The following is a 24,659-nucleotide window of genomic DNA, read 5'->3' on the forward strand; positions in this document are numbered from 1 at the left end:
TGTCGCCCGTCAGCCCGGCCCAGCCCGGCCCGCTACCGGGCTGCCGGAAAGGCGGTGCGGTGGTGTCCTGGAAGAGGAGAGGGCAACGGGCCTCAGAGCCTTCCGGCCCCGCCGGGCCCCCGGCTCCGTTCGATCCTGTTTGCCCCTGTTCGCTCCTGTTTCATTCCGTTTCCGTTTCCGTTGCCATTCACTCCTGAAAGGTGGCGCTCCATGTCCACCGAAACCAGGTTCACAGAACGCTCCGCCAAGCCCCTGAACGGTCGTATCGCGGTGATCACCGGCGCCTCCAGCGGCATCGGCGAGGCCTCCGCCGAGCACTTGGCCGCCCTGGGCGCCACCGTCGCGGTCCTGGCACGCCGTGCCGACCGCTTGGACGAACTGGTCGCCCGGATCGACAAGGACGGCGGCACGGCGCTGGCGATCGCCGCCGATGTGACCGACGCCGCCGCGGTCCAGGCGGCGGCCGACCGGATCGACGCCGAGCTGGGTGGCGCTGACCTGCTGTTCAACAACGCCGGCGTCATGCTTCCCGCCCCGATCGAGGAACGGCGTACCGACCAGTGGCAGCAGCAGATCGACCTCAACATCACGGGTCTGATGAACGTCATCGGCGCGTTCGTACCCCAGCTGGTGAAAGCCGCCGGCGAACGCGGTGTGGCCGACCTGATCAACACCGCCTCCATCGCGGCGCAGAACATCTTCCCCAACTTCGCCGTCTACTCGGGCACCAAGGCGTACGTCACCCACCTGTCCCGGCACCTACGGGTCGAACTCGGCCCGAAGAACGTCCGGGTCGCCGCGATCGAGCCCGGCATCGTCGGCACCGAACTACAGGACCATGTCACCGACGACGGCGCCCTGAACTGGCTGGAGGGCTCCAAGGAGACCATGGACTGGCTGACCCCGCAGGACATCGCGCGGACCATCGGCTTCATCGCGACGCTCCCGCCCCGGGTCAATCTCCAGCAGGTCACCATCATGCCCACCGGCCAGACCAGCTGACCTGCCCGTATGGGGCCAGGTGCGCGCCGCGGCGGACGCTCGGGTGATCACGGTGATCACGGTGATCACCAGCGCACGGGGAGTGTCCGCAGCCCGCGCAGCAGACTCGGTCGCCACTCGGCGACCGCGGACGCGTCGTCGAGCGCGAGGTCCGGGAAACGCGCCAGCAGCGCGGGCAGCGCGACGGAGGCTTCGAGCCTGGCGAGCGGTGCGCCGAGGCAGTGGTGGATGCCGTGGCTGAAGGCGAGCTGAGCACGGTTCACGGCGGGGTCACGGCGGATGTCGAACCGCTCGGGGTCCGCGAAGCGCGCCGGATCGCGATTGGCGGCGGCGAGGGAGAGCACGACGCGCTCGCCTCGCGGTATCGGCGTACCCGCCAGCGTGACGGGCTCGGCGGTGTAGCGGTACGCGGCGATCTGCGCCGGCGGCTCGTACCGCAGCGTCTCCTCGATCGCCCCCTCCATCAGCCCGGGATCGGCACGCAGCGCGGCGAGTTGATCCGGGTGCCGGAGCAGCAGATGGACGGCGCTTGAGATGAGATTGACGGTCGTCTCATGCCCGGCGACAAGCAGCAGGAAGGCCATGCCGAGGAGTTCGTCGGGCGCGAGCCGGTCGCCGTCCGCGTCGTCGGAGTCATGAGCCCGGACGAGGGCGTGCAACAGGTCGGCGTCCTCCCCGGGGGCGAGACGGCGCTTCTCCTCGATGAGCCCGCCGAGATACTCGGTCATCGCGGCCGCACCGGCCATCGCGGCCTCGGCGTCGGTGACGGCGACGATCGCGCTCGACCAGCGGTGAAAGGCCTCGCGGTCGGCGGCCGGGACGCCGAGGAGTTCACAGATGACGGTGATCGGCAGCGGAAAGGCATACGCGTCGACAAGGTCGCCCCCGCCGGTGGGGGCCATGGCGTCGAGAAGGCCGGCGGCGACGCGCTGAACACGCGGCCCCAGTTCCGCGATGCGTCGGGCGGTGAACTGCCGTGAGACGAGCGCGCGGAGCCGGGTGTGATCGGGCGGATCGACCTGGAGCATGTTGCGGCCGATCGCGTAACCGCCGTCGCTGTCGAACTCGGCGGAATGCCGGATGTCATTGCACAACCGCGAGTCGCCGAGCCCGGCCCGGACGGCGTCGTACCCGAGCACGAGCCAGACCCCTTCACCCCCGGGCATCCGTACGCGCCGGACGGGTCCCTCGGCCCGGAGGGCCTGATAGGCGGGGTAGGGGTCGGCGAAGAAGTCGGGGGCGGCGGAGGCGAGTTCGGTGAGCTGGTCTGCGCGCATGGTGACTCCCTGGAGTAATCGGGGACCATCCCCCGTTTCCACTGCCGAGCGTACCAAGAAACGGGGACATCTCCACGCTTCGGGCCGCCACCCCTGCTTCGACGCGCCTCGACGATCGGCGCGCGTACGGACGCGCGTACGGACGCGCATGCGGACGGCAGGGTCACGGGTGGCAGGATCGCCCTGGGCGACCGTAGGAGTTGGCTTGTGCGTGAGCAGGCATGGCAAAGGTTTCGTTCTTCCGGGCGGCAGCGGGGTGGTCGGCGCAGAGCCGTTCTGGTCGCGGCCACGGTGGCCCTGGGCGTCATGACCTTGGGTGTCCTGGCGCCGCCCCCGGCGTCCGCCGCCGCCAGGCCGGACACCGTCCAGCAGGGCCTGAACGCGCTGGTACGCACCGATGGCCTGCCCGCCGCGCTGGCCGGCGTCAACGATCGCGAAGGCCGCACCCGTACGTACACCGCGGGGGTGGGCGACCTGGCCACCGAGGCGCGGGTGCCCGCCGACGGGCAGGTGCGGATCGGCAGCAACACCAAGACGTTCACCGCGGTGGTCGTGCTGCAACTGGTCGGCGAAGGGAAGATCGGCCTCGATGCGACGGTCGACACCTATCTGCCGGGCGTCGTCCGTGGGAAGGGCATCGACGGACGCCGCATCAGCGTCCGTCAGCTCCTCCAGCACACCAGTGGGCTTCCCGAGTACGAAGACCGCGTCGTCGACGGCATCCTTCAGCACCGGTACTTCGAACCCCGCGACCTTCTGGACATCGCGTTCCAGCGCAAGGCCGAGTTCTCCCCCGGGACGGAATGGGCGTACAGCAACACGAACTACGTAGTGGCCGGCCTGATCGTCCAGAAGGTCACCGGCCGGCCCCTCGCCGAGGAGGTGGACCGGCGCGTCATCAAACGCATCGGGCTGCGGCACACGTACTTCCCCGCTCCCGGTGACATGACCATCCGGGAGCCCCATCCCACGGGCTACCACAGGGATTCAGCGGACGCGCCTCCACGCGACGTCACGGAGATCGACCCCTCCGCGGGCTGGGCGGCGGGTCAGATGATCTCCACCAACTCCGACCTGAACCGTTTCTTCACCGGGCTCCTGACCGGCCGCCTCCTCCCGGCGGCCCAGCTCAAGCAGATGCGCACGACGGTCCCCGTCGGAGACACGGGCGTCGGCTACGGATTAGGGCTCATGAGCAGGCCGCTGTCGTGCGGCGGTGTCTACTGGGGCCACGGCGGCGACATCCCGGGATACGAGACCCGAGGCGGAGCCACCGACGACGGCCGCGCCGCCGCCGTCGCGGTGACCAGCATCCCGACCGACGGGGCGGCCACGCAGCATCTCGACGGTGTCGTGGACGCGGCCCTGTGCCGCTGATCCGGGCCTCCTCAGTAACGGCGCCGCGCCCGTGCGGACGGCAAAGCAACTACGGTGGTGCATGCGGGTCAAGCCGACGGAGCCGCCAACTCGCCACCCCGGAAGCGAGGAAACGCCCATATGCCGGAGTTCGAAGAAGTAAGCAAAAACGGCCACTCGACGGCGTAAAGGCCCAGGTCGACCCCTGTGGTCCCCGCGCACGCGGGGTTGGTCCCTTGGAAACCCGCAGGTCAGGCCCGGTTGCGGGGTGGTCCCCGCGCACGCGGGGTTGGTCCCGGCAGCCGCCGCCCCAACTGGCCCGCCGAATGGTGGTCCCCGCGCACGCGGGGTTGGTCCCAGGTCGCGGTCAAGCGAGCCGCCCGTGACGCCGTGTTCCCCGCGCACGCGGGGTTGGTCCCGTGACAGATGCCGCCAGCGTCAGGCCCGTGACGTGTTCCCCGCGCACGCGGGGTTGGTCCCGCGGCCCTCGTCGACGAGATGCGCGGGGAGGTGTGTTCCCCGCGCACGCGGGGTTGGTCCCTTTCCCGCGAGGCCGCCGCGGCGCAGGTACTCGTGTTCCCCGCGCACGCGGGGTTGGTCCCTGTGGTGTCCGGGGGTCGCACGGGAGTGCCAGGTGGTCCCCGCGCACGCGGGGTTGGTCCCAGGCGGCGCTCTTCAGCCGAGACGCCGTCCTCGTGGTCCCCGCGCACGCGGGGTTGGTCCGCGAGCAGAGGTCCGCGCTCGTCGAGCCACGCGTAGTCCCCGCCGCACGCGGGGTTGGTCCCCCCGGCAAGGGCGTCGTCGAGGGCCCGGTGTAGTGGTCCCCGCACGCGCGGGGTTGCTCCGGGCCGCCGTCGCCCATACGCGCAGGCATCCCCGGGGAGACGCAGGTCACGTTCCCCCATGTCACATCCCGCCAGGTCGCTCCCGTCAGATCCGTGTAGGCATCGACAACGACCGAGGAGTTCGCCATGAGCGCCCGTTTGAACATGTTCGACAGCCCGATCGCCGGCAAGGTCTGGAAGCACATCATCTCCGCGGGCAAGGCGCTCGCCGACTCGTCGCTCCCTGCCGCGACGCAGGAGCTGGTGAAGATCCGCGCGAGTCAGATCAATGGGTGCAGTGGCTGCCTCGACATGCACACCAAGGAAGCCGCCGCAGCGGGTGAGACCTCGGTGCGGCTCAATCTGATCGCGGCGTGGCGGGAGGCCACCGTCTTCACCGAGGCCGAGCGCGCGGCGCTGGAGTTGACGGAGCAGGGCACCCGTCTCGCCGACGGGGCCGGTGGCGTTACCGACGCGGCCTGGGCGAATGCCGCCAAGCATCACGATGAGGAGCAGCTTGCCGCTCTCGTGTCGCTCATCGCCGTCATCAACGCCTTCAACCGCGGGAACGTCATCGTCCAGCAGCCCGCCGGCAGCTATCAGCCCGGCCAGGCCGGATAGCGAGGACTGTCCGGCCCGGCGCCCGAGACCGCACCGTGCCACCGGCGGGGCCCTTCCCCCGGGCCCCGCCGGTGGCCGCTACTCCCACTCCACCGTGAGCGTCGCCCCCGCCCCCGACCTGAGGAAGACATACGCCGTCGCCGCCGGCGCGGAAGCCAGGCGCAGGCGGGCCTGGGTGATGCCCGTCGGATTGATTGTGGTGAAGGCCGTGGACGACTTCGTTCCCGTGGTGAAGGCGCCGATCTCCGCCGCCTCGGCGGTCGACGCCGGGGCGGACCAGTCGTCGGCGGCCGTCGCGCAGGTCGCGCCGAAGCAGCCTGTTCTGATGTCGACGACCAGGCGGTTGCCCGCCGCCCATGGATCACCCGCGCCGCTCGCGCGGGTCACCGTCACGAACGCCCGTTTCACGCGCGCGCCGTCCGGGACGGACGAGGTGTCGAACGAGAACAGGGACCGGTTGTGGAGCCCGTCCGTGCCCCGGCCGACCGCGACCCCCAGGCTTCCTTCGAGCGCCCCGACGGCCGGGCCGGCTCCGGTGGCGGATGCCTTCACGTAGCCGTCGTCCGCGGCCAGGCTCGGCAGTACGACGCTGCCGCCACCAGGCTCAGGCCCAGGGCCCGGGCCGGGGGTTCCGTCGCCCGCCAGGTCCCAGAACAGGCCGATCCGGTACGAGGCACACAGCCCGACATCGAGGATGTACGCGCCCACCGTGCCGCACTGCTCGGCGCCGGTGCCCGGGTCGACCGGCTGGCCGTGGCCCATGCCGGTCAGCGAGTACGTCTCCACCACATCCCGCCCGGCGCCGTCGCGGTACACAGCGTGTGGATAACCGGCCACGGTGTCCGTGGCGTCGGGCGTCGCGTCCGTACCGTGAACGGCGGTCCACTGCTCCACCGTCTCCGTCAGATTGGCCGGGACGACCGTCGTGTCCGCCGTCCCCTGCCAGACCGAGACCCTGGGCCGGGGTCCGGCGTAACCGGGGTACGCGGCACGGACCTTGTCGGCCCAGGCCGCCGGCGACAGGTTCGTCCCCGGGTTCATGCAGCCGTACGCGCCGATCACGCTCGTCGCGCACGCGTACGGCAGCCCGGCCACCGGTGCTCCGGCGGCGAAGACGTCCGGGTAGGCGGCGAGCATGACGTTGGTCATCGCGGCCCCCGCGGACAGCCCCGTCGCGTACACCCGGGCGGCGTCGCTGCCCAGATCGCTCTTCATCCGGTCGGTCATCTGCTTGATCGACAACGCCTCGCCCGCGCCGCGCGCGATGTCACCGGATTCGAACCAGTTGAAGCAGGAGTTGAGGTTGTTGGCCGACTGCTGCTGAGGCAGCAGCAGCGCGAAGCCCCACTGGTCCGCCCACTTCGTCCAGCCGGTCTCCGTGTCGTACGCCGCCGCCGACTGCGTACAGCCGTGGATCGCCACGACGAGGGGCCGGCCGGCGGGCAGGCCGTCCGGGACGTACCGGAACATCCGCAGACCGCCGGGGTTCGTACCAAAGCCCGTGACTTCGGTGAGCGACGCGGTCGGCGCCTCGGCCCCCACGCCGACTCCCACCTCGGCCCGCGCCTCGGCCCGCGCCTCGGAGACAAACCCCGGGCCGCCCACTCCGAGCAGCGCGACCAACAGCGCGAGCAGCATCCCCGCCGTGGTCAGCCGTCGTGCCCCATCCCCTACGGCAGTTCTCGTCGCTGGTCGCTTCGTCCAGGTGCTCTCCCGCATCGCGCCTCCCTCGTGTCCGTCTCCCTTGACGGGATACGGACACTAGGGGCGCGCTCGGGCCGCGCTGCACGGCCCGGACCGCCATCAATCCCGCGAAGACGTGGGCTCCGGCCATATGGACACCGGCTGAACGGAATCCTCCGCCGACCCCAACCCAGACCTTGACCCCGCCCGCCCAACCCCCAGCTCCGGCCTCTTCCGGATCCCGAATTCCCGCCGCAGAGCCGAAAGCGCCGCGAGATGGCCGGACATGCCATGGACACTGGGCCCCGGCGGAGTCGACGCCGAGCAGAGATAGACCCCCGGCAGCGGGGTCCGGTAGGGGTCGAGCCGTGGCGTGGGGCGCAGCAGCGACTGTTTGAGGGTCATCGCCCCGGCGCCGATGTCCCCGCCCACGTAGTTCGGGTTGTACGCCTCGTACTCGGCCGCCGGGATCCCGCGCTGGGCGACGATGGTGTCCGTGAACCCCGGCGCGTACCGCTCGATACGCGCGCGCACCATCTCCAGCGGATCGGTGTCGTCGCCGTTCGGTACATGCGCGTACGCCCATACCGGCCGCTTGCCCGGCCTGGCGCGTCCCGGGTCGGTGGCCGCCGGGTCGACCAGCAGGACGAAGGGTTCGGACGTGGCGATGCCCTTGGCCGTCAGGGTCTCCTGGCGGAACATCTCCGCCTGGGTGCCCGCCAGATGGACCGTACCGGCCCTGCCGACCTCCGGGTGGGCCCATGGAATCGGTTCCGACACGAGGAAGTCGGCCTTCGCCGCCCCCGGCCCGTAACGGAACGCGTCGAGCCGGCGCCGGTAGCGCGCGGGCAGCCGGTCACCGGCGATCGCGGTGAAGCCCTTGGGACTGGTGTCCAGGAACACCGCCTTCACATCGCCGAGTTCCCGCAGGTCTCCAATGGGGCGGCCGGTGTGGAACGTACCGCCGTGCGCGGCGATGTCGGCCGCCAGCGCCTCCGCGATACGGGCGCTCCCGCCGCGCGGCACCGGCCAGCCGGTGCCGTGCGCGAGATGGCCGAGCAGCAGCGCGACCCCGGCCGAGGCGAGGGTGGGCAGTTCCCCGATGGAGTGCGCGGCGACGCCCGCGAGCAGGGACTTCGCCCGCTCGCCTGCGAATCGCCTCGCGGCGAGCGGGGTTCCGTGCGCCAGTGCTCTGGTGGGGAGGAGCAGCGGAGCCAGCAGATCGCGCGGCAGCCCGCGCCCGCCGGAGAGGATCAGATCGACGATGCCCTCGCTGTGGTTGAGCAATGGCGCCATGAGCCGGCGCCAGCGCCGTCCGTCGGGGCCGAGGTGCTCGCAGGTGGCGTCGAGGTCGCGGTAGGCGAGCCCGGCGTCACCGGCGTCGAGGGGGTGGGCGTAGCTGATCTCGGGGTGGAGGAGTTCGACCCCGCGCGCGCCGAGGTCGAACTCGCGGAAGAAGCGCGAGGCCGCGGCCATCGGATGCACGGCGGAGCAGATGTCGTGGACGACGTCGTCGTCGAAAAGGGGCTCGGTACGCAGCCCTCCGCCGATGGTGTCCCTGGCCTCGTAGAGCTCGACGGTGAGGCCGGCCCTCGCGAGGGTGACGGCGGCGGCCAGACCGTTGGGCCCGGTCCCGACGACGGCGGCGTCCGCGGTCATGCCCCGACCCCCAGGTCTCCGGTCCTCGTCGTCACGCCGCGACCTCCCGATGTCCGAACAGCCGCCGATACAGACGTCACGCCGCGACCTCCCAATGTCCGAACACCCGCCGGTACACACGTCACGCCGCGACCTCCTGATGCCTCGACAGCCGCTGGTACAGATCGTCCGTCGTGGTCAGTTCCGTATGCGTGCCGGTCGCCCGGACACCGCCCCGGTCGAGCACGATGATCTGCTCCGCCTGCGTGATCGTCGAGATCCGGTGGGCGATCGCGATCACCGCGCATGTCCCGGAGATGGCGGTGATGGTGTCCCGCAGCGCGTCCTCCGCCTCGCTGTCCAGATTGGCGGTGGCCTCGTCCAGCAGCACGATGCCCGGCCGTTGCAGCAACGTACGCGCGATCGCCAGGCGCTGCTTCTGTCCGCCGGACAATCCCGCGCCGCGCTCGCCGAGTTCGGTCTCCAGGCCCTCGGGCAGCGCCCTGACCACCTCGCCCAGATGGGCCATGCGCAGCGCGTCCGCGATGTCCGTCTCGCTCGCGTCGGGCGTGGCGTAGGTCAGGTTCTCGCGGATGGTGCCCCGCATCAGGCTGTGGTCCTGCTCGACATAGCCGATCTGGGCGCGGATCTGCTCCAGCGGCATGGTCGCCGTGTCCGTACCGCCCATCCGGACCGTGCCGGAGTCGGGCCCGTAGAAGCGTTCGATCAGCTGGAAGATGGTGGTCTTGCCCGCTCCCGAGGGGCCGACGATCGCGGTGAGGCCCTTTTCGGGGACGGTGAAGGACACCTCGTCGAGGACGGGCTCCTCGCTGCCGGGGTAGGCGAACGAGACGCGGTCGAAGGTGATCGCGTGGCCCCGGGTGGCGACATGCGCGGCGTCCGGGTCGAGTTCCTCCTGCTCGATGCCGGCCAGTTCGCCGATCCGGTCCAGGGCGGCGCGGCCCTGCTGGAACTGCGCGATCGACATGAACAGCATCACCAGCGGCGACACCAGATAGAAGAGGTACATGATGAACGAGGTCAGGTCCGCGGGCGGCATCGCGCCGGTCGCCACCCGGGCCATCCCCCAGGCGATGACGGCGGTGAGGGCGACCTGCGTACCGACGTTCATGGCGGGCGTGAGCATCGCGGACAGCGCCGAGACGCGGACCCCGGAGCGGCGTGCCTTCTGCGCGAAGCCGGTGATGCGCTCGGTCTCGCGGTCCTCGGCACGGGACGCCTTGACGGTGCTCATCGCGCCGAGCACCCGCATCAGCGCGGAGCCGAAGTCGCTGGTGTCCTCGCGGTTGACGACCGCCACCTTCCGCACCCTGCGGGCCAGCAGCAGCGACACGACGCTGGCGAGCCCCAGGCACAGCAGCGTCACGGCGAGGAGCAGCGGATCGATCCAGATCATCAGGCCGATGCCGCCCAGGACCATGAATCCGCTGGTGACGATCTGCGCCAGGGCCTGCGCCATGCAGATGCGCGCCAGCGAGGTGTCGGTGACCATGCGGGTGAAGACGTCGCCCTGTTCCCAGCGCGCGAACGCGGCGGTGCGGGAGCGCAGCAGCCGCGCGGTCAGCACATGGCGGATGTCGAAGACGATGTTCTCGCCCGCCCGGCCGATCGCGTAGGCGTGGGCGGCGGCGAGCGCCGCGTCCGTCACGAACAGCGCCGCCGCCAGCAGGATCGGTACGGTCAGTGAGCGGTCACCGCCGACGGCCTTGATCATCTCGCCGATGGCCAGCGGCTGCGCCAGCGTGGCAGCGGATCCCAGGAGTCCCAGAAGAGTGCCCACCAGCAGGAGTACGCGGTGACCGCGGGCTATCCCCCAGACATTCACGCCGCGGCCTTGACGTAGACCGAGACGAACATCGGCGACTGCTCGCTGTAGGGCTCCTCGTCCCAGCCCGCGAACCGCTGCTCGGGCTCCAGCCCGGCGTTGCGCGCGTACGCGTCGATCTCGTCCGGGGTGGTGAGGCGCGACGCCTCGGAGCCGACGCGGGTGGTGCCGTCCGACTCGTACCAGATGTGGGAGCAGAGCCAGAGCGAGCCTTCGGGCAGCAGCGTGGAGTGGGTCTGGAGTCCGGTGCCCGGTTCCGGATATGGCGTGAAATAGGTGTCGCGGCTGCGCCCGTCGTGGAGCGCGAGGATGGCGGGCTTGTTGTGTGTCTCGATGACGAACCGGCCGCCGGGCCGCAGCAGATCGGCCGCCCGCCGCACGGCCAGCTGCTGGTCCTCGGGGGTGAGCAGCATGGAGAGCGTTCCGCAGACGCAGTACACGAGGCCGTACCGCTCGTCGGAGGTGTACGTACGGATGTCCCCGTGGACGGGCTCGACCTCGGCGGCGCCGGGCTCGGCGCGCAGCGTGGCCAGCATCTCCTCGGAGGAGTCCACCCCGGTCACCCGGCCGACATGCCCGGACAGGGGTACGGCGATACGGCCGGTGCCGACGCCGAACTCCAGGGTGCCGGTGGACTGGTCGGGGTGGAGGCCGGCCAGCTTCTTGGCGGCCCCGGCCGCGGCGCCGTCCTTCGGGAACAGCCGGTCGTACCAGCCGTCGAACTGGCGGCCGTACCCGATGTCAGCTATCTCGTTCACTGGTGACTCCTCTTCCTGTTCCTGTGCAGTTCCAGGCCGGCGGCGAGGACAAGGGCCGTGCCGATCCCGACGGCGAACGGATAGTTGATGACGTCGCCGATCGCCAGGAACACCAGCACGGCGACGGCGGCGAGGGCGCAGAGAATGACCGGGGTCTTGTTCATCAGGGGCTCCTCGGGTACTGCGGGTGCCGCCCCTCGTGGGGGGAGGGGCGGCAGTCGATGGCGGCTACCTCTTGAGAACTCCGATCGCGATTGCCGCGGCGATCGCGGCTCCGATCGCGACGATGACGTACGCACCAACACTCATGCCTTGACCGCTTTCTTGACGTCCGACTTCACTGGCGTGTCCGTGTGGGGGTCCAACGGGGTGTACGGCGACACGAACACGACCTCGGGGTCGTGACTCGCGTCGTATCCGGTGGCACGGGCCAGCGCGAACTGGAATCCCGTGATCCGCCGGGCCTCCTCCTGCTCGTTGATCGTGGCCCGCAGATACTCGGTGAGTGTCCGGTAGGCGGAGGTCCGCACGATGACGGAGAACCCCTTGTCGATCACATGGAGGATCTCACTGCAGATGTCGAAGATCGCTTTTTCCGGCCGCCGCGTGGGGAACCAGACGATCTGGCGCATCTTGCGGCCTGCGATGACATCGACGCCCTTCCAGGCGGAGGTCACGCCGTCCGTGCCGCGCGTGCGGTAGAGGAAGTGGTAGTCGTGCATGGCCGGAGTCGGCGCGAAGAAGCGCCAGTTGGGCAGCAGCGAGAAGGTGTCCTTCAGCTGGAGCCGGTTGAACAGCTGGTTCGGGTGCTGGGTCGCGACGGTACTGACCAGCATCACGGCCCCGGCGATGCGCCAGCCGGCGCCGGGCCCGGTGAACAGGCTCTTGCCGATCTCCTTCGGTGATGTGCTCATTTGGCCGCCCCCTCGTGCTCGTCCGTGGTCGCGTCGGTCACCAGTCCTGCGTCGCAGAACGCCACGATGCGCTCGGTCACCTGATGCGCGAAGCGGCTCTGGGTCAGCACCGTGTCGTGGTCGGCGCCCTCGATCACCACCACCTCCGTCCGCCGGCCCTGGCCGCGGTGCGCCCCCGCCAGCTCGTTGTGCATCAGCAGCTGGTCGGGGTCGCGGTCGACGGTCTGCTGCGCGGAGACCACCAGCGCGTGGGTCTCCAGCGGCTCCAGCTCACCCTCGAACGCCCGGAAGTCCTCCTCCACCGCCGCCCATTCGCGCCGGCCGGCATTCCACATCCGGACGTCCGTGTACTGCGCGAACGCCTTCTTGCGATACGCCTCGGGCAGCGCGTCCACCCAGATGGGACGCGACATCAGGATGCCGGTGCCCGCGCGCAGGAACCACACCATCTGGGTCAGGGACTCGCTCAGCCGCTTCGCGGTGTCGCTCTGCTGCTTGGAGCGGTTCAGCTCGTCGGGGTGGGAGGAGTCGAGATAGACCACGCCCTCCACCCGCTCCCCGAGCTGGAGCGCGGCACGGCGGGCGAGTTCGCCGCCGAGCGAGTGGCCGACGAGTATGACCCGGCGCCGCGGTGAGACGGTGCCCACGAGGTCGACCAGGTCGTCGACGGACTCGGCCAGGGTGTAGGGCGCGTCGGTCTCGCGGCGGCTGCCGGCGTATCCGGCGCGTGCGTAGGTGACGACGCCGTAGCCGGTCTCCTTGGCCAGCTTCTCCGTGACCCAGGAGAAGTGCTCGGAGGTGGCGACCATCCCGGCGGCGAACACCATCACGGGCTTGTCGGCGTCGCCCTGCGACATGATCTCGTACTGGAGCTCGTTGCCGTTGCGGGTGGTGAGGGTGCGGGTGGTGTGCCAGCCCTCCAGCGTACGGAGGCGACGCTGTACGGCGACCACACCGGCCACCGCTGCGGCGCCGGCCAGCAGGCTCGCGGCGGTCAGCGGCGCGCGGTTGTCCCGGCCCTCGACGGCGGGGTGGCCGCGGTGGGTCGCGGTGTACGCCACCATCGGATGCATGGCCACGAACGAGGAGACGAACCGCCCCAGGCCCATCAGGAACCCGTTGGTGACATGGAACGCGGCGGCGCTGGCGATCACCGGGCGGGCCAGCCGGCCACCGGCGAGATAGACAAGGGGGAAGAGGCACTCCAGCGCCAGCACACTGTGGGTGAGATAGCGCGAGAGCCGCGGATGGTCCTGTGTCCACCGGAACATCGGCTCATGGCCGTAGGTCCTGGTCCGCATGATCCCGCCGAGCGCGGACGCGTCCCGCCAGGGTTCCCCGAGCAGCTTCACCCAGCCGGACACCGCGTACGACAGGCTCGACTGGAGCGCGACGTACCAGATCAACGCGTCCTTGGCCTCCGGCGACTTCACCAGCCGGGCCGCGCCCGTGGCGGTCTGCACGAGAATGGCCACCTGGTCCGACCCGTCGGTGCCGTAGCGGTGGCGCGGGTAGAGCAGCGCGGACGTCGTACCGAGGAAGAGGCTTCCCGCGCCGCGCCAGCGCGAGGAGCCGGGAAGCAGCATGCCCGCGCTGACAGCGGCGCGGGCGACATGGAGGGCGGTCGTCGTGCGCCGTCCGCTGACGGCGCCGAGCGCCTTCCGTACGAGCGGCGTCGAGGCGGCCTGGACATCCTTGACGATGTCCCAGTCATTGAGCCCACCCTTGCGCAATTCCTTGCGCTGGGACAGATATTCGATCGACGAGGTCAGTGTGGTGACCGCGGCCAGCCGTTCCGACATGGCCATCGCCCCGTCCCGGGACACCGGCACAGGACCGAAGACTGCCGAAGCGATCCTTCGTGCGAATCTCACAGGGTTCCTTTCAAAACCGCCCTGGGGACGGCTCCCGTAGAGTGGATAGGGTTCTGCCGGGCCAGAACGCATCTCTGGCCCGGCAGAATTGCATTCAGGTACTGCCTGTGACTAGAGCTGCGTGGCCGGGGCCGAACCGCCGCCGCGACCGAGCTCAAAGGCGCCGATGACGGCGGAAGAGACCGCCACGCCGCCCAGGAACGCACCCGGGGTGGCCAGCACCGGGGTGGCGTCGGGGAATACCTTTCCCTCCGCCGGAATGTCCATCTCGTTCACTGCCTCGATGATGTTGTTCATGCTTTTCCTCCTACCAACAGTTCGATTTCGTGAATGAATGAGCTGATTTCGCGCAGGTGGTGTGAAACCACCGGCGGAAATGTTTAGCCGACAGCCTTGCCGAGCGCGTACGCGCCGCCGACGAGGGTCGCGCCACCAACGAACGCGCCGACGACCTTGGCGCCACCAATGGCGGCGAGGGCGGCGGCCGGGGTCGCCAGGACCGGGGCCTGCTCCGAGTTGGACTCGCCCTGGTCGATGGCGCCGAGGTCCAGCTTCTCGTTGAAGTACGAGACGATCTCCACCATGAACTGCTCCGCTTTCTGCTATGTGTTGGATGCACACGCTCCACGTACTGGATGCACGCGCGAGACGCACTCACTGAAATTCGGCCATCCATAAGACCGATACCGGTCATTTGGTGGCCCTCAGTGCGTTATACGCGGGTAAACCTCCGCGACTGCAGCGGCGATCCCCCGTGCTGTGCGGTTGGATGAAAGCACCCGCGCCAACAAGGCCAGTATGACGTAGGTCACAGTGGCATTCGGAATGGGATCGTCCGTCTTCTGACATGTGTCACAAGTCGATATGACGTCCGTCATCCGAGGCCATGACAGTTCTCATCGGGATGGACGTCATTCATCGGGGACGATTTCGCCCATGGATGCCAATGGAGCAGAAAATGTGATCGAGGTCACAGACCTTTGGCGGCGATACGGGCCGGATGACAAGCGTGGCTTCGCCGCCGTTCGAGGCGTCAACTTCACTGTCCCCAAGGGCGAAATCTTCGCTCTGCTCGGGACAAATGGCGCAGGAAAGACCTCTACGGTCGAACTGCTCGAAGGTCTCGCCCGCCCCACCGGTGGCAGCATTCGCCTTTTCGGCGCGCACGATCCCTTTTCCGACCGTAAGCACACCCGGCCGCGCACGGGTGTCATGCTCCAGCACGGCGGTTTCGCCACCGACCTCACGGTCGACGAAACCGTCGGCATGTGGGCGTCCGTCACCACCGACCCGCGCCCCGTCGCGGAGGCCACCGAGATGGTGGGGCTCGGGCACCGCGGCGATGTCACCGTCAAGAGCCTGTCGGGCGGCGAGAAGCGGCGGCTCGATCTCGCCATGGCCACGCTCGGCCGGCCCGATCTCCTCTTCCTGGACGAACCGACGACCGGAATGGACCCCGAGGGACGCCACGACACCTGGCGGATCATCGAACAGCTCAATGACGAAGGCGCCACCATCGTCCTGACCACGCACTACCTGGAAGAGGCCGAAGGGCTCGCCGACCATCTGGCCATCATGCACCAGGGCGAGATCGCGGCATCCGGAACCGTGCCCGAGATCGTCGCCGCGCACCCCTCCACCCTCACCTTCCGCCTCCCGCCGGGTCTCGGCACCGACGACCTCCCCTCGGCGGGCGACCTGCGGGCCACCGTCACCGCCGGCAAGGACGGCCGGATGGAACTGTCCACCGAGGACCTGCAGCACACCACGACCGAAGTCCTGTTCTGGGCCCGCCACAAGGGCATCGACCTGAAGGAACTCGACGCCAGCTCCGCCTCCTTGGAGGAGGCGTTCCTGCGCGTCGCCCGGACCGCCACGAGGGGCACCGAATGAGTACCGCCGTCGCACACCTCACCGCGCTCAGCCGGGTCGAGCTGCGCCTCTTCGCCCGGAGCAAGACCAACCTGTTCAACGTGCTGGTCATCCCCGTACTGATCACCATGGGCACGACCACCTTCATGGACCAGTACGACCTGGCGGGCGCCGGTCTCGCCATGGGCCAGGTCATGATCTCCACCTCCGCGGGCATCGTCCTCGTCATGGCCCTGTACGCGCCGCTCACCGGCGTCTACGTACTGCGCCGCGAGGACCACCTCCTCAAGCGGCTGCGCACCGGTGAGGTCCACGACACCGTCATCCTGGCCAGCCCGGCCGTGCCCATGATCGTGGTCGCCGTCGTCCAGTTCGCCCTGATCGCCTCGGCCGTCACCGTCATCGCCGGTCTCGGCGCCCCCGCGGCCCCCCATCTGGCGCTTCTCGGCATCCTGCTCGGCGCCCTCCTGACCACCGCCGTGGCCGCGCTCACCACCGCCGTGGCGCGCACCGCGGAGAGCGCCCAGGGAGTCAGCACGATGGGCTTCCTCTTCCTCCTGCTGACCTCAGGCACCCTTATCCCCATGGGTGTTCTGCCGGACATCTTCGGGGACGTCCTCGGCTACTTCCCGCTCACCCCCGCCGTCAGCCTGGTCCAGTCAGGCTGGACCGGAGAGGATGCGGGTTTGGGCTCCGCGCTCATCAGGGTCGCCACGATCCTCGCCTGGACCGCTCTGGCGACCTGGGGTGTACGGCGCTGGTTCCGGTGGGAGCCCAGAGACTGACAGCATGACCAACGGGGAAGAGGAAGCGAAATGGGGACCTCGCTGCACCAGACCAACGTGCACAAGGCCACGGTCTACACACGTTGGATGCTCTGTTCCATGCCGTGGTTCCTGCTCGCTTCCCTCCTCTGGCCCTTACTCGCCCAACTCCAGCGTGGCGGCACCCCCACCTCGGTCGTGGGCCTGGCCGCCGCGCTCACGACGGTCCAGGGCATCGGTGCGACCACAGCCGTGGCCTACGGCATGGGACGGCAGATCCTCCCGGTACCACTGCTGCTCGGGATCGGGGCGCTCACCGCGCTCCAACTCGCGCTGATGCCCTACCTGTACGACTCCGGATGGCTGACCGGAACGCAGTCGATCGCCACGCTGTCGGTCGTCCTGGCGCTGCCGCTCGCCTTCGCGCTGTCGCCCACGGCCAATCTGCGCCTCTACGCGAGCGCCGCGCTCGCCGAGACCGTCGCCGCCACCACCGTGAGTCTCTATCTCGACCCGCGGATGGCCCTGCCCGTTCTGACCGTCACCGCGACGGGATGGGCGGTCATCGGCCTTCTCATGCACTCCTCCGTATGGTTTCTGGCCGTCATGTGGCAGCTGGACGCGGCCCGGGAATCACAGGCCCGGCTGGTCGTGGCGGAGGAGCGGCTCCGGTTCGCCCGCGATCTGCACGATGTGATCGGGCGGAACCTGTCCGTCATCGCGCTCAAGGGCGAACTGGCCGCCCGGCTCACCCAGCACCCCAAGGCGCAGGCGGAGATGGTCGAAGTGCAGCGCCTCGCGCGCGAACTGCACAAGGAGATCAGGGACGTCGTACGGAACTACCGCACCACCGACCTGGAAGCCGAACTCGACGGCGCCCGCGCGGTCCTGGAAGCGGCGGGCGCGACCTGCGTCATCCATCACGCCCCGCCGCCGGGCGGCTTCGGGGAGAAGACCCAGATCGCGCTGGGCTGGGCCGTCAGGGAGGCCGTCACCAACGTACTGCGGCACTCCCAGGCCACCCACTGCACCATCACCGTGGATCGCCGCGACGGAGCGGGAACCCAGCTCCAGGTGACCAATGACGGTGCCACGGCCGGCGGCGGTCCCGGCCAGGGGACGGGTCTGGACGGGCTGACGCAGCGGCTCGCGCCCCTCGGCGGCGACCTCTGTCACGGCTACGGGCCGAAGAACACCTACCGCCTCACTGTGCGCATACCGAACGGGGAATCGTAATGATCCGGGTCCTCCTCGCCGATGACGAACATCTCATACGCGGCGCGCTGGCCGCGCTGCTGACCTTCGAACACGACCTGGAGGTCGTCGCCGAAGCCTCGACCGGCCCCGAGGCCGTGGCCATGGCCCGCCACCACAAACCCGATGTCGCCGTCCTCGACCTCCAGATGCCGGGCAAGGACGGCATCACCGTCGCGGAGGATCTCAACCGGAGCCTGCCCGGCTGTCAGACGCTGATCGTCACCAGCCACGGCCTGCCGGGCCATCTCAAGCGCGCGCTGGCCTCCGGGGTCCAGGGGTTCGTGTCCAAGACCGTGTCCGCGCAGGAACTCGCCTCGATCATCCGCAGCGTGCACGGCGGCAGCCGCTATATCGACTCCACCCTGGCCGCGGACGCCATCAGCGCCGGTGACTCGCCGCTGACCTCGCGGGAGGCCGATCTGCTCACGCTGGCCGCGGACGGCGCGCCGATCGAGGACATAGCGGAACGGGCGGCGCTGGCGCAGGGCACCGTACGCAACTACCTGTCGGCCGTGACCACCAAGCTGGGGGTGGAGAACCGGCACGCGGCGGCGTATCTGGCGCAGCGGCGCGGCTGGATCTGAGCGAGCGGTACGGGGCTCCTGGGCCCTATCGGGCCCTGCCGAGGACCTACTCGCCCCGTACGCCGATTCCGGTCGGCGTACGGGGCGCGGGGCCTCCGGGGCGCGGGGCCTCCGGGACGCGGGCCTCCGGGACGCGGGCCTCCGGGGCGCGGGCCTCCGGGGCGCGGGGGCGCCTCAGTTGGCGCCCATGACCGCCCCGATCGCCGTCGAGGTGACCATCACCGTGAGTGCGGTCTGCGCCGCGTCGATGATGCTCCGTACGGCGGGCGACGCCCACTGGCCCTGGGCGATCTCCGCCATCCGCGACTCGATCGCGCGCGCGTCGCCCTCCGCGAACGCCAGCTTGTGCAGCTTCGCGCCGTGGAGCAGGGCCACCAGCCCCGCCGTACGGTCGTCGGGGGTCTCGCCCCGGAGCACCACCTCGTCGAGCCGCTCCCGTACCGCCGCCTCGGCCGACCCGTCCGCCTCCGGATAGCGGCGCACGGGGAAGAGCCCGAGCACCTTCTTGGTCTCCTTGCGGACCAGCCCCTTCTCCACCAGACCGTCCGTCGCACCGGCCACGGCCGGCTTCTTCAGGTGGCGCAGCCAGTCCTTGACCTTGCCCGGCTTTTCGTAGCCGACGATGTCGGCGAGCGCGGCGTCGAGGCCGGGGACACCGAGCGGCGCGGGATCACGGACGGCGACCACCTCATCGGCCACCTCGATCCGCCCGGCCAGCGCGAGATCCAGGAGGGACGCCGCGGCGATCGCCCAGGCGACCTTCTCCGGCTCCTTCTCGTAGCCCCATTTGTCATCCAGCGCAAGCAGTAAGAGCTCTTCGCCCAGCGTGGTTTCCATATCTGTTGCCTCTCCGGGTGCCGTGGGGGGTAAACACCATCAGCGTACGGGCCGGCTCACTCGCCGCTCCGACCTGGCCGACTCCGTCAGCGATACGCCGACCGTCGGGGTGTTGGACGCCTTCACGAGATAGTGCGGGCGCCGCTTCACCTCGTAATAGATGCGCCCGATGTATTCACCGACGATCCCGATCATCGATATCTGCGCCCCGGCCAGAGCCGTGATGACCACCAACAGGGTCGCGTAACCCGGGGTGTCGACGCCCCGCGTCAGAACTCCGCCGACGATCCACACGGCGTAGACGGCGGCGATCACCATCAGGGTGACACCGAGATGGACGGCGGCGCGCAGGGGCTTGTTGTTGAAGGAAAGCAGGCCGTCCAGACCATAGTTGACGAGTTTGCCGAAGCTCCATTTGCTGGTGCCTTCCTCACGTACGGCGTTCTCGTAGTTGAACGTCGTGCTGGGAAAGCCCACCCAGGCGAAGAGACCCTTGGAGAAACGGTTGTACTCGGTGAGGGCCGCGACGGAGTCCGCCGCCCGGCGCGAGAGCAGCCGGAAATCCCCCACTCCGTCCACGATCTCCACGTCCATGAAGCGGTTGATGAGCCAGTAATAGGCCCGCGCGGTAAGGGTCCTGCTGAACCGGTCTCCCTTTCGGGTGCGCCGGGCGATGACCTGGTCGTATCCCTCGCGGTGCAGTTCCACCATGCGCGAAATGAGCTCCGGCGGATGCTGGAGGTCCGCGTCCATGATGACGAGCGCGTCACCGGCGGCGTGTTCCAGACCGGCGAGCATCGCGGCTTCCTTGCCGAAGTTACGGCTGAAGGAGATGTAGCGGACGCGGGGGTCCTTGTCGGCGAGCCGGCTGAGGCGGGGCAGTGTTTCGTCGCTGCTGCCGTCGTCCACGAAGACGAATTCGAAGGACACGTCGGAATCGGAGCCGAGGTCGAGCGTGGAGGTCTCTTGGGTGACGCGCTCGTGGAAACGGTCGATCACCGCTTCCTCGTTGTAGCACGGAACGACGATGGAGATCAGCATGACGCTTCCTGACGGGTATCTCGCCGCGACGCCCGTGCGAGCCGGACGCTGTGGACGATGAGGCCAATGAGGACGAGCAGGGAGGCTCCGCCCACGAGCGCGCCGATTCGCAGGCCCGGGGGCCGGAAGTCACAGCGGACGGTGGTCGGGGCCGAGGAATCGGCGAGTGGTACGGCGACGAGGCCGAGGTACGAGTCCGCGGGGCGCGGCGCGGAGCCGCCCGCGGCACACCGCCAGCCGGCGATACGCGGCACGGCGAGCACGGCGGTCCTCTCGGCGCCCGGCGGCAGTACGGCCGTCACGGTGTGGCCGGAGACGTCGACCTCGGTGGCTCCGGTGGTCCTGAGACGTTGCACGGACTCGCGCAGGCGGCGGGTGTCCAGACAGCCGAGAGCGCCGTCAGGGACGGTGCCCGCCTTGTTGGGGCTGAGATCGATGGTGACGCGACCGGAGGACGGGACGGTGCCGAGTGGCTGCATCGAGGCGATCTGGGTGACGGGGTTGGCGTCGGCCACGAACCGGCCCACGGGGGCGGCGGACCCGGCGCCGGAGTCTGCAGCGGACGCCGCCGAGGAACCCGTTGCGGACGCCGCCTCCCTCAGGCGCGCGGTGCCCGAGAAGTGCGGCGCCCACAACTGCGCATCGCTGCCCACCGGACAGGAGGCGGTGATCCGGGCGGCGACACCGGGGCGCGTCGTGACGGGCCGGATCCGGGGCACCGTATACACCCGGGCGCCGAGCAGCTTCTCCTGGTTGCGGAAGGCCGAGGCGCCGAACTCCGATACGGGACCGGCGGGCCGGACGGTGACCAGCGGCGGTACCTCCCGCCGCGTGACCACCGGAGCACCACCCTCCTGGGGATTCCACCACTGGTGCGGGTCGGGAGGGGAGTGCACGCGGGCGCCCACGGAGAAGACGACGTCCGTGACCGGGTTGTCCAGGCTCTGCACCGACCGTCCCCGCGACGTCCAGCCGCCGCCGAGCGCCGTGAGCGTACGGCTGAGCACGTCGGACGTCATGCTGCTGTAGTACTGAGCGCCCTGGCCGCCGACGAGCAACGGGTCGTTCGCGACGGTCTGTCCACGGCCCGGCTCGGTGCGCTCGCGCGGCCAGTCGTCCGCCCCCGCGATGGCGTCGCGCTGCTCGCGCTGCCGCTCGCCCCACGGCGCGTAGTCGTCCGCGTGAGCCAGCCTCAGCTTGTTGGCGAGGGCCGTGGTCCCCGCCGACTGGGCCAGTTGGACGGTGATCAGCAAGGCCGCGCAGAAGGCGACGACCGCCCGTGGACGGGGCCGGTCGGCGGCCATGAGGGCCAGCACGACAGCCCCCGAGGCGGCGCCCACCAGCGCGATCGGGATCGTCCACCGATTGACCAGACCGCTGACGCTCGCACCGGCCATGACGAGCGCCAGCACTCCGCTCGCGGCCAGTATCGGACGCCGGCCGGGAACCCCGTGGGCGAACGAACACCAAGCGGCGATCACCATCAGACCGCACAGGACGAACGCCTGTCGGAAAGCGCTCCCGTTGGGGGTGCTGAACGCGTTCCAGACCAGGTGGGTGGGGCCCCACTGGAACGACACCGCCACCCCGATCACGAGCACCGTCAGCACCCGGCGCACCCGGCGCGGCACCGCCGGGTTGAACGGCAGGGTGAGGGTGAGCAGCAGCGCCGCGGTGTTCAGGTAGAGGGCCGGGCTTCCGAAGCTGTATGTGGTGGGCAGCATTCGGGCGAAGACATCGGTCCAATGGGCCGAGGAGAACACCGTGGTCCGGCCCGGGTACGCGTGCCGCGTCCCGAAGTAGATGACGAGCACCACCGGCGCGGCGAGGCCCATCCCCAGCGCGGTGGTCAGGGCGGCCCGCCGCAGCGCCACAAGACGCTCCCTGACGGACCCCGAGTGGGTCAACAGCCGGGCGAGGAGCAGGAGTCCGGCTCCGAGCGTGGCCATGTACGCGGTGTAGAAGTTGGCGGTCCAGGCGACCGTGACCACCAGCGCGCCGAGCACCGGCCGACGGCCGGCCAACGCCCACTCACCCACCAGGCAGAGCAGCGGGAAGGCGATCAGGCCGTCCAGCCACATCGTGTTGTACACGCCGTCCGAGATGGCCCACCCGCACAGGGCATACGAGCCGCCCAGCGCCCCCGCGACCCACCAGCGCCCGGGGCGCAGCCGGAGCAGCAGCCAGGCCATCACGGCACCGGCCGCGGCCAGTTTCGCGACGGTGATCACATAGACCGCGAGATCGATCTCGTCCCGTGGAAAGAGCGCGACCAGCGGGGCGAAGGGGCTGGTGAGGTACGTACCGAGATCGGGCAGCAGGCTGGAGCCGAAGCCGGAGCGCCAGTTGACGAACAGATCGCCGTCGGCTTTGCCGTGCAGCAGGTCCCATAGATAGGCGTGGTACGGGATGTACTGGTTGCCCAGATCGTTGACGCTGCGGGTCCGGGAGCCGAACGGAAAGACACGCGCGAGCGCGTCACCGGCGCACAGTGCCATGGCGGTGATCAGGGCGGCGAGACATGCGGCGCGGCCGATAGGTTTCACACAGGGATCTGTCCCCGGAACCCCACGCGTTGCCGTGATGTAGAGCACATTCCGACGTCAACACCGCGCCCGCGCTACCACGCGTCCGGGAGTCCGCGGCCGATCCGCTGTCGAAATTCCCTGACGAGGGGTCATAATGGGACGCGTAGCCCTTCGCGCATCCCCCGTCGTGAAGGGCTACGCCTATTCGCCACGACCGGATTCACCTGCGCCGCAACGGAATTCGCCGACGGTGAGTCGCATGGACAGGGGACTCCCCTCGTGGCCCCCTGCCCATGTTTTTTCGAGTTAACAGTGACGTAAAGTGGTTGTGCAAGCGTGTTCTGACCCTGGGTCGTCCTCATCGGGGCCGGTTACAGTACGAGCCCGCTGACCGAAATCGGGGGCCAGTATGGACAACGATGTCAACCCTGCGGCCGTCGGGGACGGCGGCCTCGGCCGCGACGATGACGGCGACCTCGGCCGCGAGGGCGACCTCGGCCGCGAGGAGCGCGTGGGGGAACTGCGGACGCTGCGTCAGAAGGTCGAGTACATGGTGGAGAGGACCTTCCCGGGCCAGAAGATCTCGGGCCGGGTCTTCGCGGACCTGGTCAAGGAGCGCGGCGGCTCCCTTTCCCACAGCTACTTCTCGAACATCCTCGCAGGGAAGGTCACTCGGCCGTCGGAAGAGATCCTGCGGGCCCTGGGGCTGGGTTTCGGCGTGGACTGGCGCTTCTTCAAGGAAAAGTCCGAGGTCGTCGACGATGTCGTGGCCGGACTCCAGTTCCTCGCGAAGTGCCGCACGGGAGAGATCAGCGGAATCGCGGCGCGCGGTCTCCACGACGACGAACTCTCTCCGGAGTTGCTGCAATTCGCACTGTCGCTGCTGGAGGACACCGAGGCCGGACGGAGCGGGAGCGGCGGGGGGACGAGTGACGGGGACACGGACAGTGGGAACACGGACAGTGGGAACACGGACGGCGGGATCACGGTCGGCGGGATCACGGACGCGAAAGCGAACCCGGAATCGCGGTAAAGGCATGCGCACCACCACCGTCCCGGCGGCCCGCACCGTCACCGACATCTTCCAGCCCCGCAACGTCCTGCTGATCGGCATGCTCGCCATCGGCCTCGCCGCGGCAGGGGACTGGACCGGCGCCCCCTGGGGCCTGCTCGCCGCCCTGTGCGCCGGACTGATACCCGCCGGCTATATCGAATGGGAACGCAAGCGGGGCAGATGGGGCGATCGCCATGTGGTCGACCGTACGAAACGCGCGCCGATCTTCTTCGTCATCCTCGGCTCGATCGGCACGGGCTCCGTCATCATGCTGCTCGGCAACGCCCCGACGGGCATCCTCGTCACGATGCTCGCCCTCTGGGCGATGACGGTCCTGCTCCTGGCCGTGAACACCGTATGGAAGATCTCGGTCGACTCGGCGGTCGCCTCGGCCGTCGTGACACTGCTCGCCGTGGTCCACCACCCCTGGTGGCTGCTGGGGTACGCCATGACCACGGCGGTGTGCTGGTCCCGCATAGCCCTCAAGTACCACACCCCCGCCCAGACAATCGCCGGAGCGACCTTGGGCGCGGCGACGGCAACGGCGTTCCTGCTGACGTGAGGACCGAGGGGTAATCGGGGTGAGCCGGGGGGGGGGTGGGTTCCCGGCCTGCGGCCCGGTGGGCCCTGCGGGGCGCGGAAGTGGAGTGGGGCGGCCCGGCACCGGCAAAGCGACTGACGGCATGTGGGAGGCCGGGACTCATGCCCCGCTGGTGGGGGTGCGTTGTTGGGTGGGGGTTCGTGCCGAGGGGTAACCGGGGTTACCCGGAGGGTCCAGAGACGGGTGGGGGCCGCCCCTAGGTTTCAGTTTCGCGGTTCCGGGTCGGGTATCAAGGGCGCTCCTTCGTCGCGTCGGCAAGCCGATGACCTCCGGTCACCCTTGACACCCGCCCCTCCACCGCAAGTGCAGCTTTGAGGGGGGCGGCCCG

22 protein-coding genes and 1 CRISPR repeat array are annotated in these 24,659 nt (G+C 69.7%); of the genes, 9 read left to right on the forward strand and 13 right to left on the reverse strand.

The annotated features are described in order from the left end of the window. Positions 1–210: 210 nt before the first annotated feature. Positions 211–1,002, forward strand: coding sequence for an SDR family oxidoreductase (locus tag M1203_RS31575; RefSeq protein ID WP_249953248.1), 792 nt, complete (start codon positions 211–213; stop codon positions 1,000–1,002). Between the two features lie 65 nt (positions 1,003–1,067). On the opposite strand, the gene M1203_RS31580 is transcribed toward M1203_RS31575, so the two are convergent. Beyond that, complete coding sequence (locus M1203_RS31580) at positions 1,068–2,279, reverse strand: cytochrome P450 (RefSeq protein ID WP_249953249.1); 1,212 nt, start codon at positions 2,277–2,279, stop codon at positions 1,068–1,070. A 306-nt stretch (positions 2,280–2,585) separates the two neighbouring features. Between M1203_RS31580 and M1203_RS31585 the strand changes: the two genes are divergently transcribed. Then, the gene (locus M1203_RS31585) at positions 2,586–3,656 is read left to right on the forward strand and encodes a serine hydrolase (protein WP_249953250.1); all 1,071 of its coding nucleotides are present in this window, start codon (positions 2,586–2,588) and stop codon (positions 3,654–3,656) included. A gap of 186 nt (positions 3,657–3,842) precedes the next feature. After that, positions 3,843–4,481: direct repeats of the CRISPR family, unit length 29 nt; unit sequence GTGGTCCCCGCGCACGCGGGGTTGGTCCC. Positions 4,482–4,606: 125 nt separating this feature from the next. Further along, positions 4,607–5,080, forward strand: coding sequence for a carboxymuconolactone decarboxylase family protein (locus M1203_RS31590; protein ID WP_249953251.1), 474 nt, complete (start codon positions 4,607–4,609; stop codon positions 5,078–5,080). Positions 5,081–5,158: 78 nt separating this feature from the next. Here the strand turns inward: M1203_RS31590 and M1203_RS31595 are convergent, their stop codons facing one another. From M1203_RS31595 to M1203_RS31635, 9 genes are all read right to left on the reverse strand, one after another. After that, positions 5,159–6,718: a PHB depolymerase family esterase gene (locus M1203_RS31595; protein WP_249953252.1), complete on the reverse strand. Its 1,560-nt coding sequence runs from the start codon at positions 6,716–6,718 to the stop codon at positions 5,159–5,161. A gap of 165 nt (positions 6,719–6,883) precedes the next feature. Further along, on the reverse strand, positions 6,884–8,422 hold the full coding sequence (locus tag M1203_RS31600; RefSeq protein WP_249953253.1) for an NAD(P)/FAD-dependent oxidoreductase: 1,539 nt from the start codon (positions 8,420–8,422) through the stop codon (positions 6,884–6,886). Between the two features lie 121 nt (positions 8,423–8,543). Then, on the reverse strand, positions 8,544–10,202 hold the full coding sequence (locus tag M1203_RS31605; RefSeq protein WP_249953254.1) for an ABC transporter ATP-binding protein: 1,659 nt from the start codon (positions 10,200–10,202) through the stop codon (positions 8,544–8,546). Positions 10,203–10,243: 41 nt separating this feature from the next. Then, positions 10,244–11,005, reverse strand: a complete 762-nt coding sequence (locus tag M1203_RS31610; RefSeq protein WP_249953255.1) for a class I SAM-dependent methyltransferase — start codon at positions 11,003–11,005, stop codon at positions 10,244–10,246. Next, positions 11,002–11,169: a hypothetical protein gene (locus M1203_RS31615; RefSeq protein WP_249953256.1), complete on the reverse strand. Its 168-nt coding sequence runs from the start codon at positions 11,167–11,169 to the stop codon at positions 11,002–11,004. The genes M1203_RS31610 and M1203_RS31615 overlap by 4 nt, the downstream gene beginning before the upstream one ends. Before the next feature lie 141 nt (positions 11,170–11,310). Next, positions 11,311–11,919, reverse strand: a complete 609-nt coding sequence (locus M1203_RS31620; RefSeq protein WP_249953257.1) for a hypothetical protein — start codon at positions 11,917–11,919, stop codon at positions 11,311–11,313. Then, the gene (locus tag M1203_RS31625) at positions 11,916–13,727 is read right to left on the reverse strand and encodes an alpha/beta fold hydrolase (RefSeq protein WP_249953258.1); all 1,812 of its coding nucleotides are present in this window, start codon (positions 13,725–13,727) and stop codon (positions 11,916–11,918) included. Before M1203_RS31625 ends, M1203_RS31620 begins: the two co-directional genes overlap by 4 nt. 177 nt (positions 13,728–13,904) lie before the next feature. Beyond that, a complete protein-coding gene (locus tag M1203_RS31630; RefSeq protein ID WP_030350807.1) occupies positions 13,905–14,090 on the reverse strand; it encodes a hypothetical protein in 186 nt (61 codons plus the stop codon). Positions 14,091–14,173: 83 nt separating this feature from the next. Continuing rightward, the gene (locus M1203_RS31635; RefSeq protein ID WP_249953259.1) at positions 14,174–14,377 is read right to left on the reverse strand and encodes a hypothetical protein; all 204 of its coding nucleotides are present in this window, start codon (positions 14,375–14,377) and stop codon (positions 14,174–14,176) included. A gap of 352 nt (positions 14,378–14,729) precedes the next feature. Between M1203_RS31635 and M1203_RS31640 the strand changes: the two genes are divergently transcribed. The 4 genes from M1203_RS31640 to M1203_RS31655 are packed head-to-tail and all read left to right on the forward strand — an operon-like array spanning position 14,730 to position 18,270. Next, a complete protein-coding gene (locus tag M1203_RS31640) occupies positions 14,730–15,686 on the forward strand; it encodes an ABC transporter ATP-binding protein (protein ID WP_249953260.1) in 957 nt (318 codons plus the stop codon). Beyond that, on the forward strand, positions 15,683–16,450 hold the full coding sequence (locus M1203_RS31645) for an ABC transporter permease (RefSeq protein ID WP_249953261.1): 768 nt from the start codon (positions 15,683–15,685) through the stop codon (positions 16,448–16,450). The genes M1203_RS31640 and M1203_RS31645 overlap by 4 nt, the downstream gene beginning before the upstream one ends. 30 nt (positions 16,451–16,480) lie before the next feature. Then, the gene (locus M1203_RS31650; RefSeq protein ID WP_249953262.1) at positions 16,481–17,665 is read left to right on the forward strand and encodes a sensor histidine kinase; all 1,185 of its coding nucleotides are present in this window, start codon (positions 16,481–16,483) and stop codon (positions 17,663–17,665) included. Beyond that, positions 17,665–18,270 (forward strand): response regulator transcription factor, encoded by a 606-nt coding sequence (locus M1203_RS31655; RefSeq protein ID WP_249953263.1) that lies wholly within the window; start codon positions 17,665–17,667, stop codon positions 18,268–18,270. The genes M1203_RS31650 and M1203_RS31655 overlap by 1 nt, the downstream gene beginning before the upstream one ends. A gap of 174 nt (positions 18,271–18,444) precedes the next feature. Here the strand turns inward: M1203_RS31655 and M1203_RS31660 are convergent, their stop codons facing one another. Genes M1203_RS31660 through M1203_RS31670 form a run of 3 tightly spaced genes read right to left on the reverse strand, consistent with a single transcriptional unit; the run spans position 18,445 to position 22,646 of the window. Continuing rightward, the gene (locus M1203_RS31660) at positions 18,445–19,107 is read right to left on the reverse strand and encodes a GPP34 family phosphoprotein (RefSeq protein ID WP_249953264.1); all 663 of its coding nucleotides are present in this window, start codon (positions 19,105–19,107) and stop codon (positions 18,445–18,447) included. A gap of 39 nt (positions 19,108–19,146) precedes the next feature. Continuing rightward, entirely contained in the window at positions 19,147–20,148 is a 1,002-nt protein-coding gene (locus M1203_RS31665) for a glycosyltransferase family 2 protein (RefSeq protein ID WP_249953265.1), read from the reverse strand. Beyond that, entirely contained in the window at positions 20,142–22,646 is a 2,505-nt protein-coding gene (locus tag M1203_RS31670; protein WP_249953278.1) for a YfhO family protein, read from the reverse strand. Before M1203_RS31670 ends, M1203_RS31665 begins: the two co-directional genes overlap by 7 nt. Before the next feature lie 580 nt (positions 22,647–23,226). Here M1203_RS31670 and M1203_RS31675 point away from each other — a divergent pair. Both M1203_RS31675 and M1203_RS31680 read left to right on the forward strand, forming a co-directional pair. Beyond that, positions 23,227–23,709 carry a hypothetical protein gene (locus M1203_RS31675; RefSeq protein ID WP_249953279.1) on the forward strand — a complete coding sequence of 161 codons (483 nt, stop codon included), beginning with the start codon at positions 23,227–23,229 and terminating at the stop codon, positions 23,707–23,709. Between the two features lie 4 nt (positions 23,710–23,713). Next, positions 23,714–24,292, forward strand: coding sequence for a hypothetical protein (locus tag M1203_RS31680; protein ID WP_249953266.1), 579 nt, complete (start codon positions 23,714–23,716; stop codon positions 24,290–24,292). Positions 24,293–24,659: the final 367 nt, after the last annotated feature.

Origin of the sequence: Streptomyces sp. 35G-GA-8 (genome assembly GCF_023534745.1) — a bacterium.
Lineage (GTDB): Bacteria > Actinomycetota > Actinomycetes > Streptomycetales > Streptomycetaceae > Streptomyces.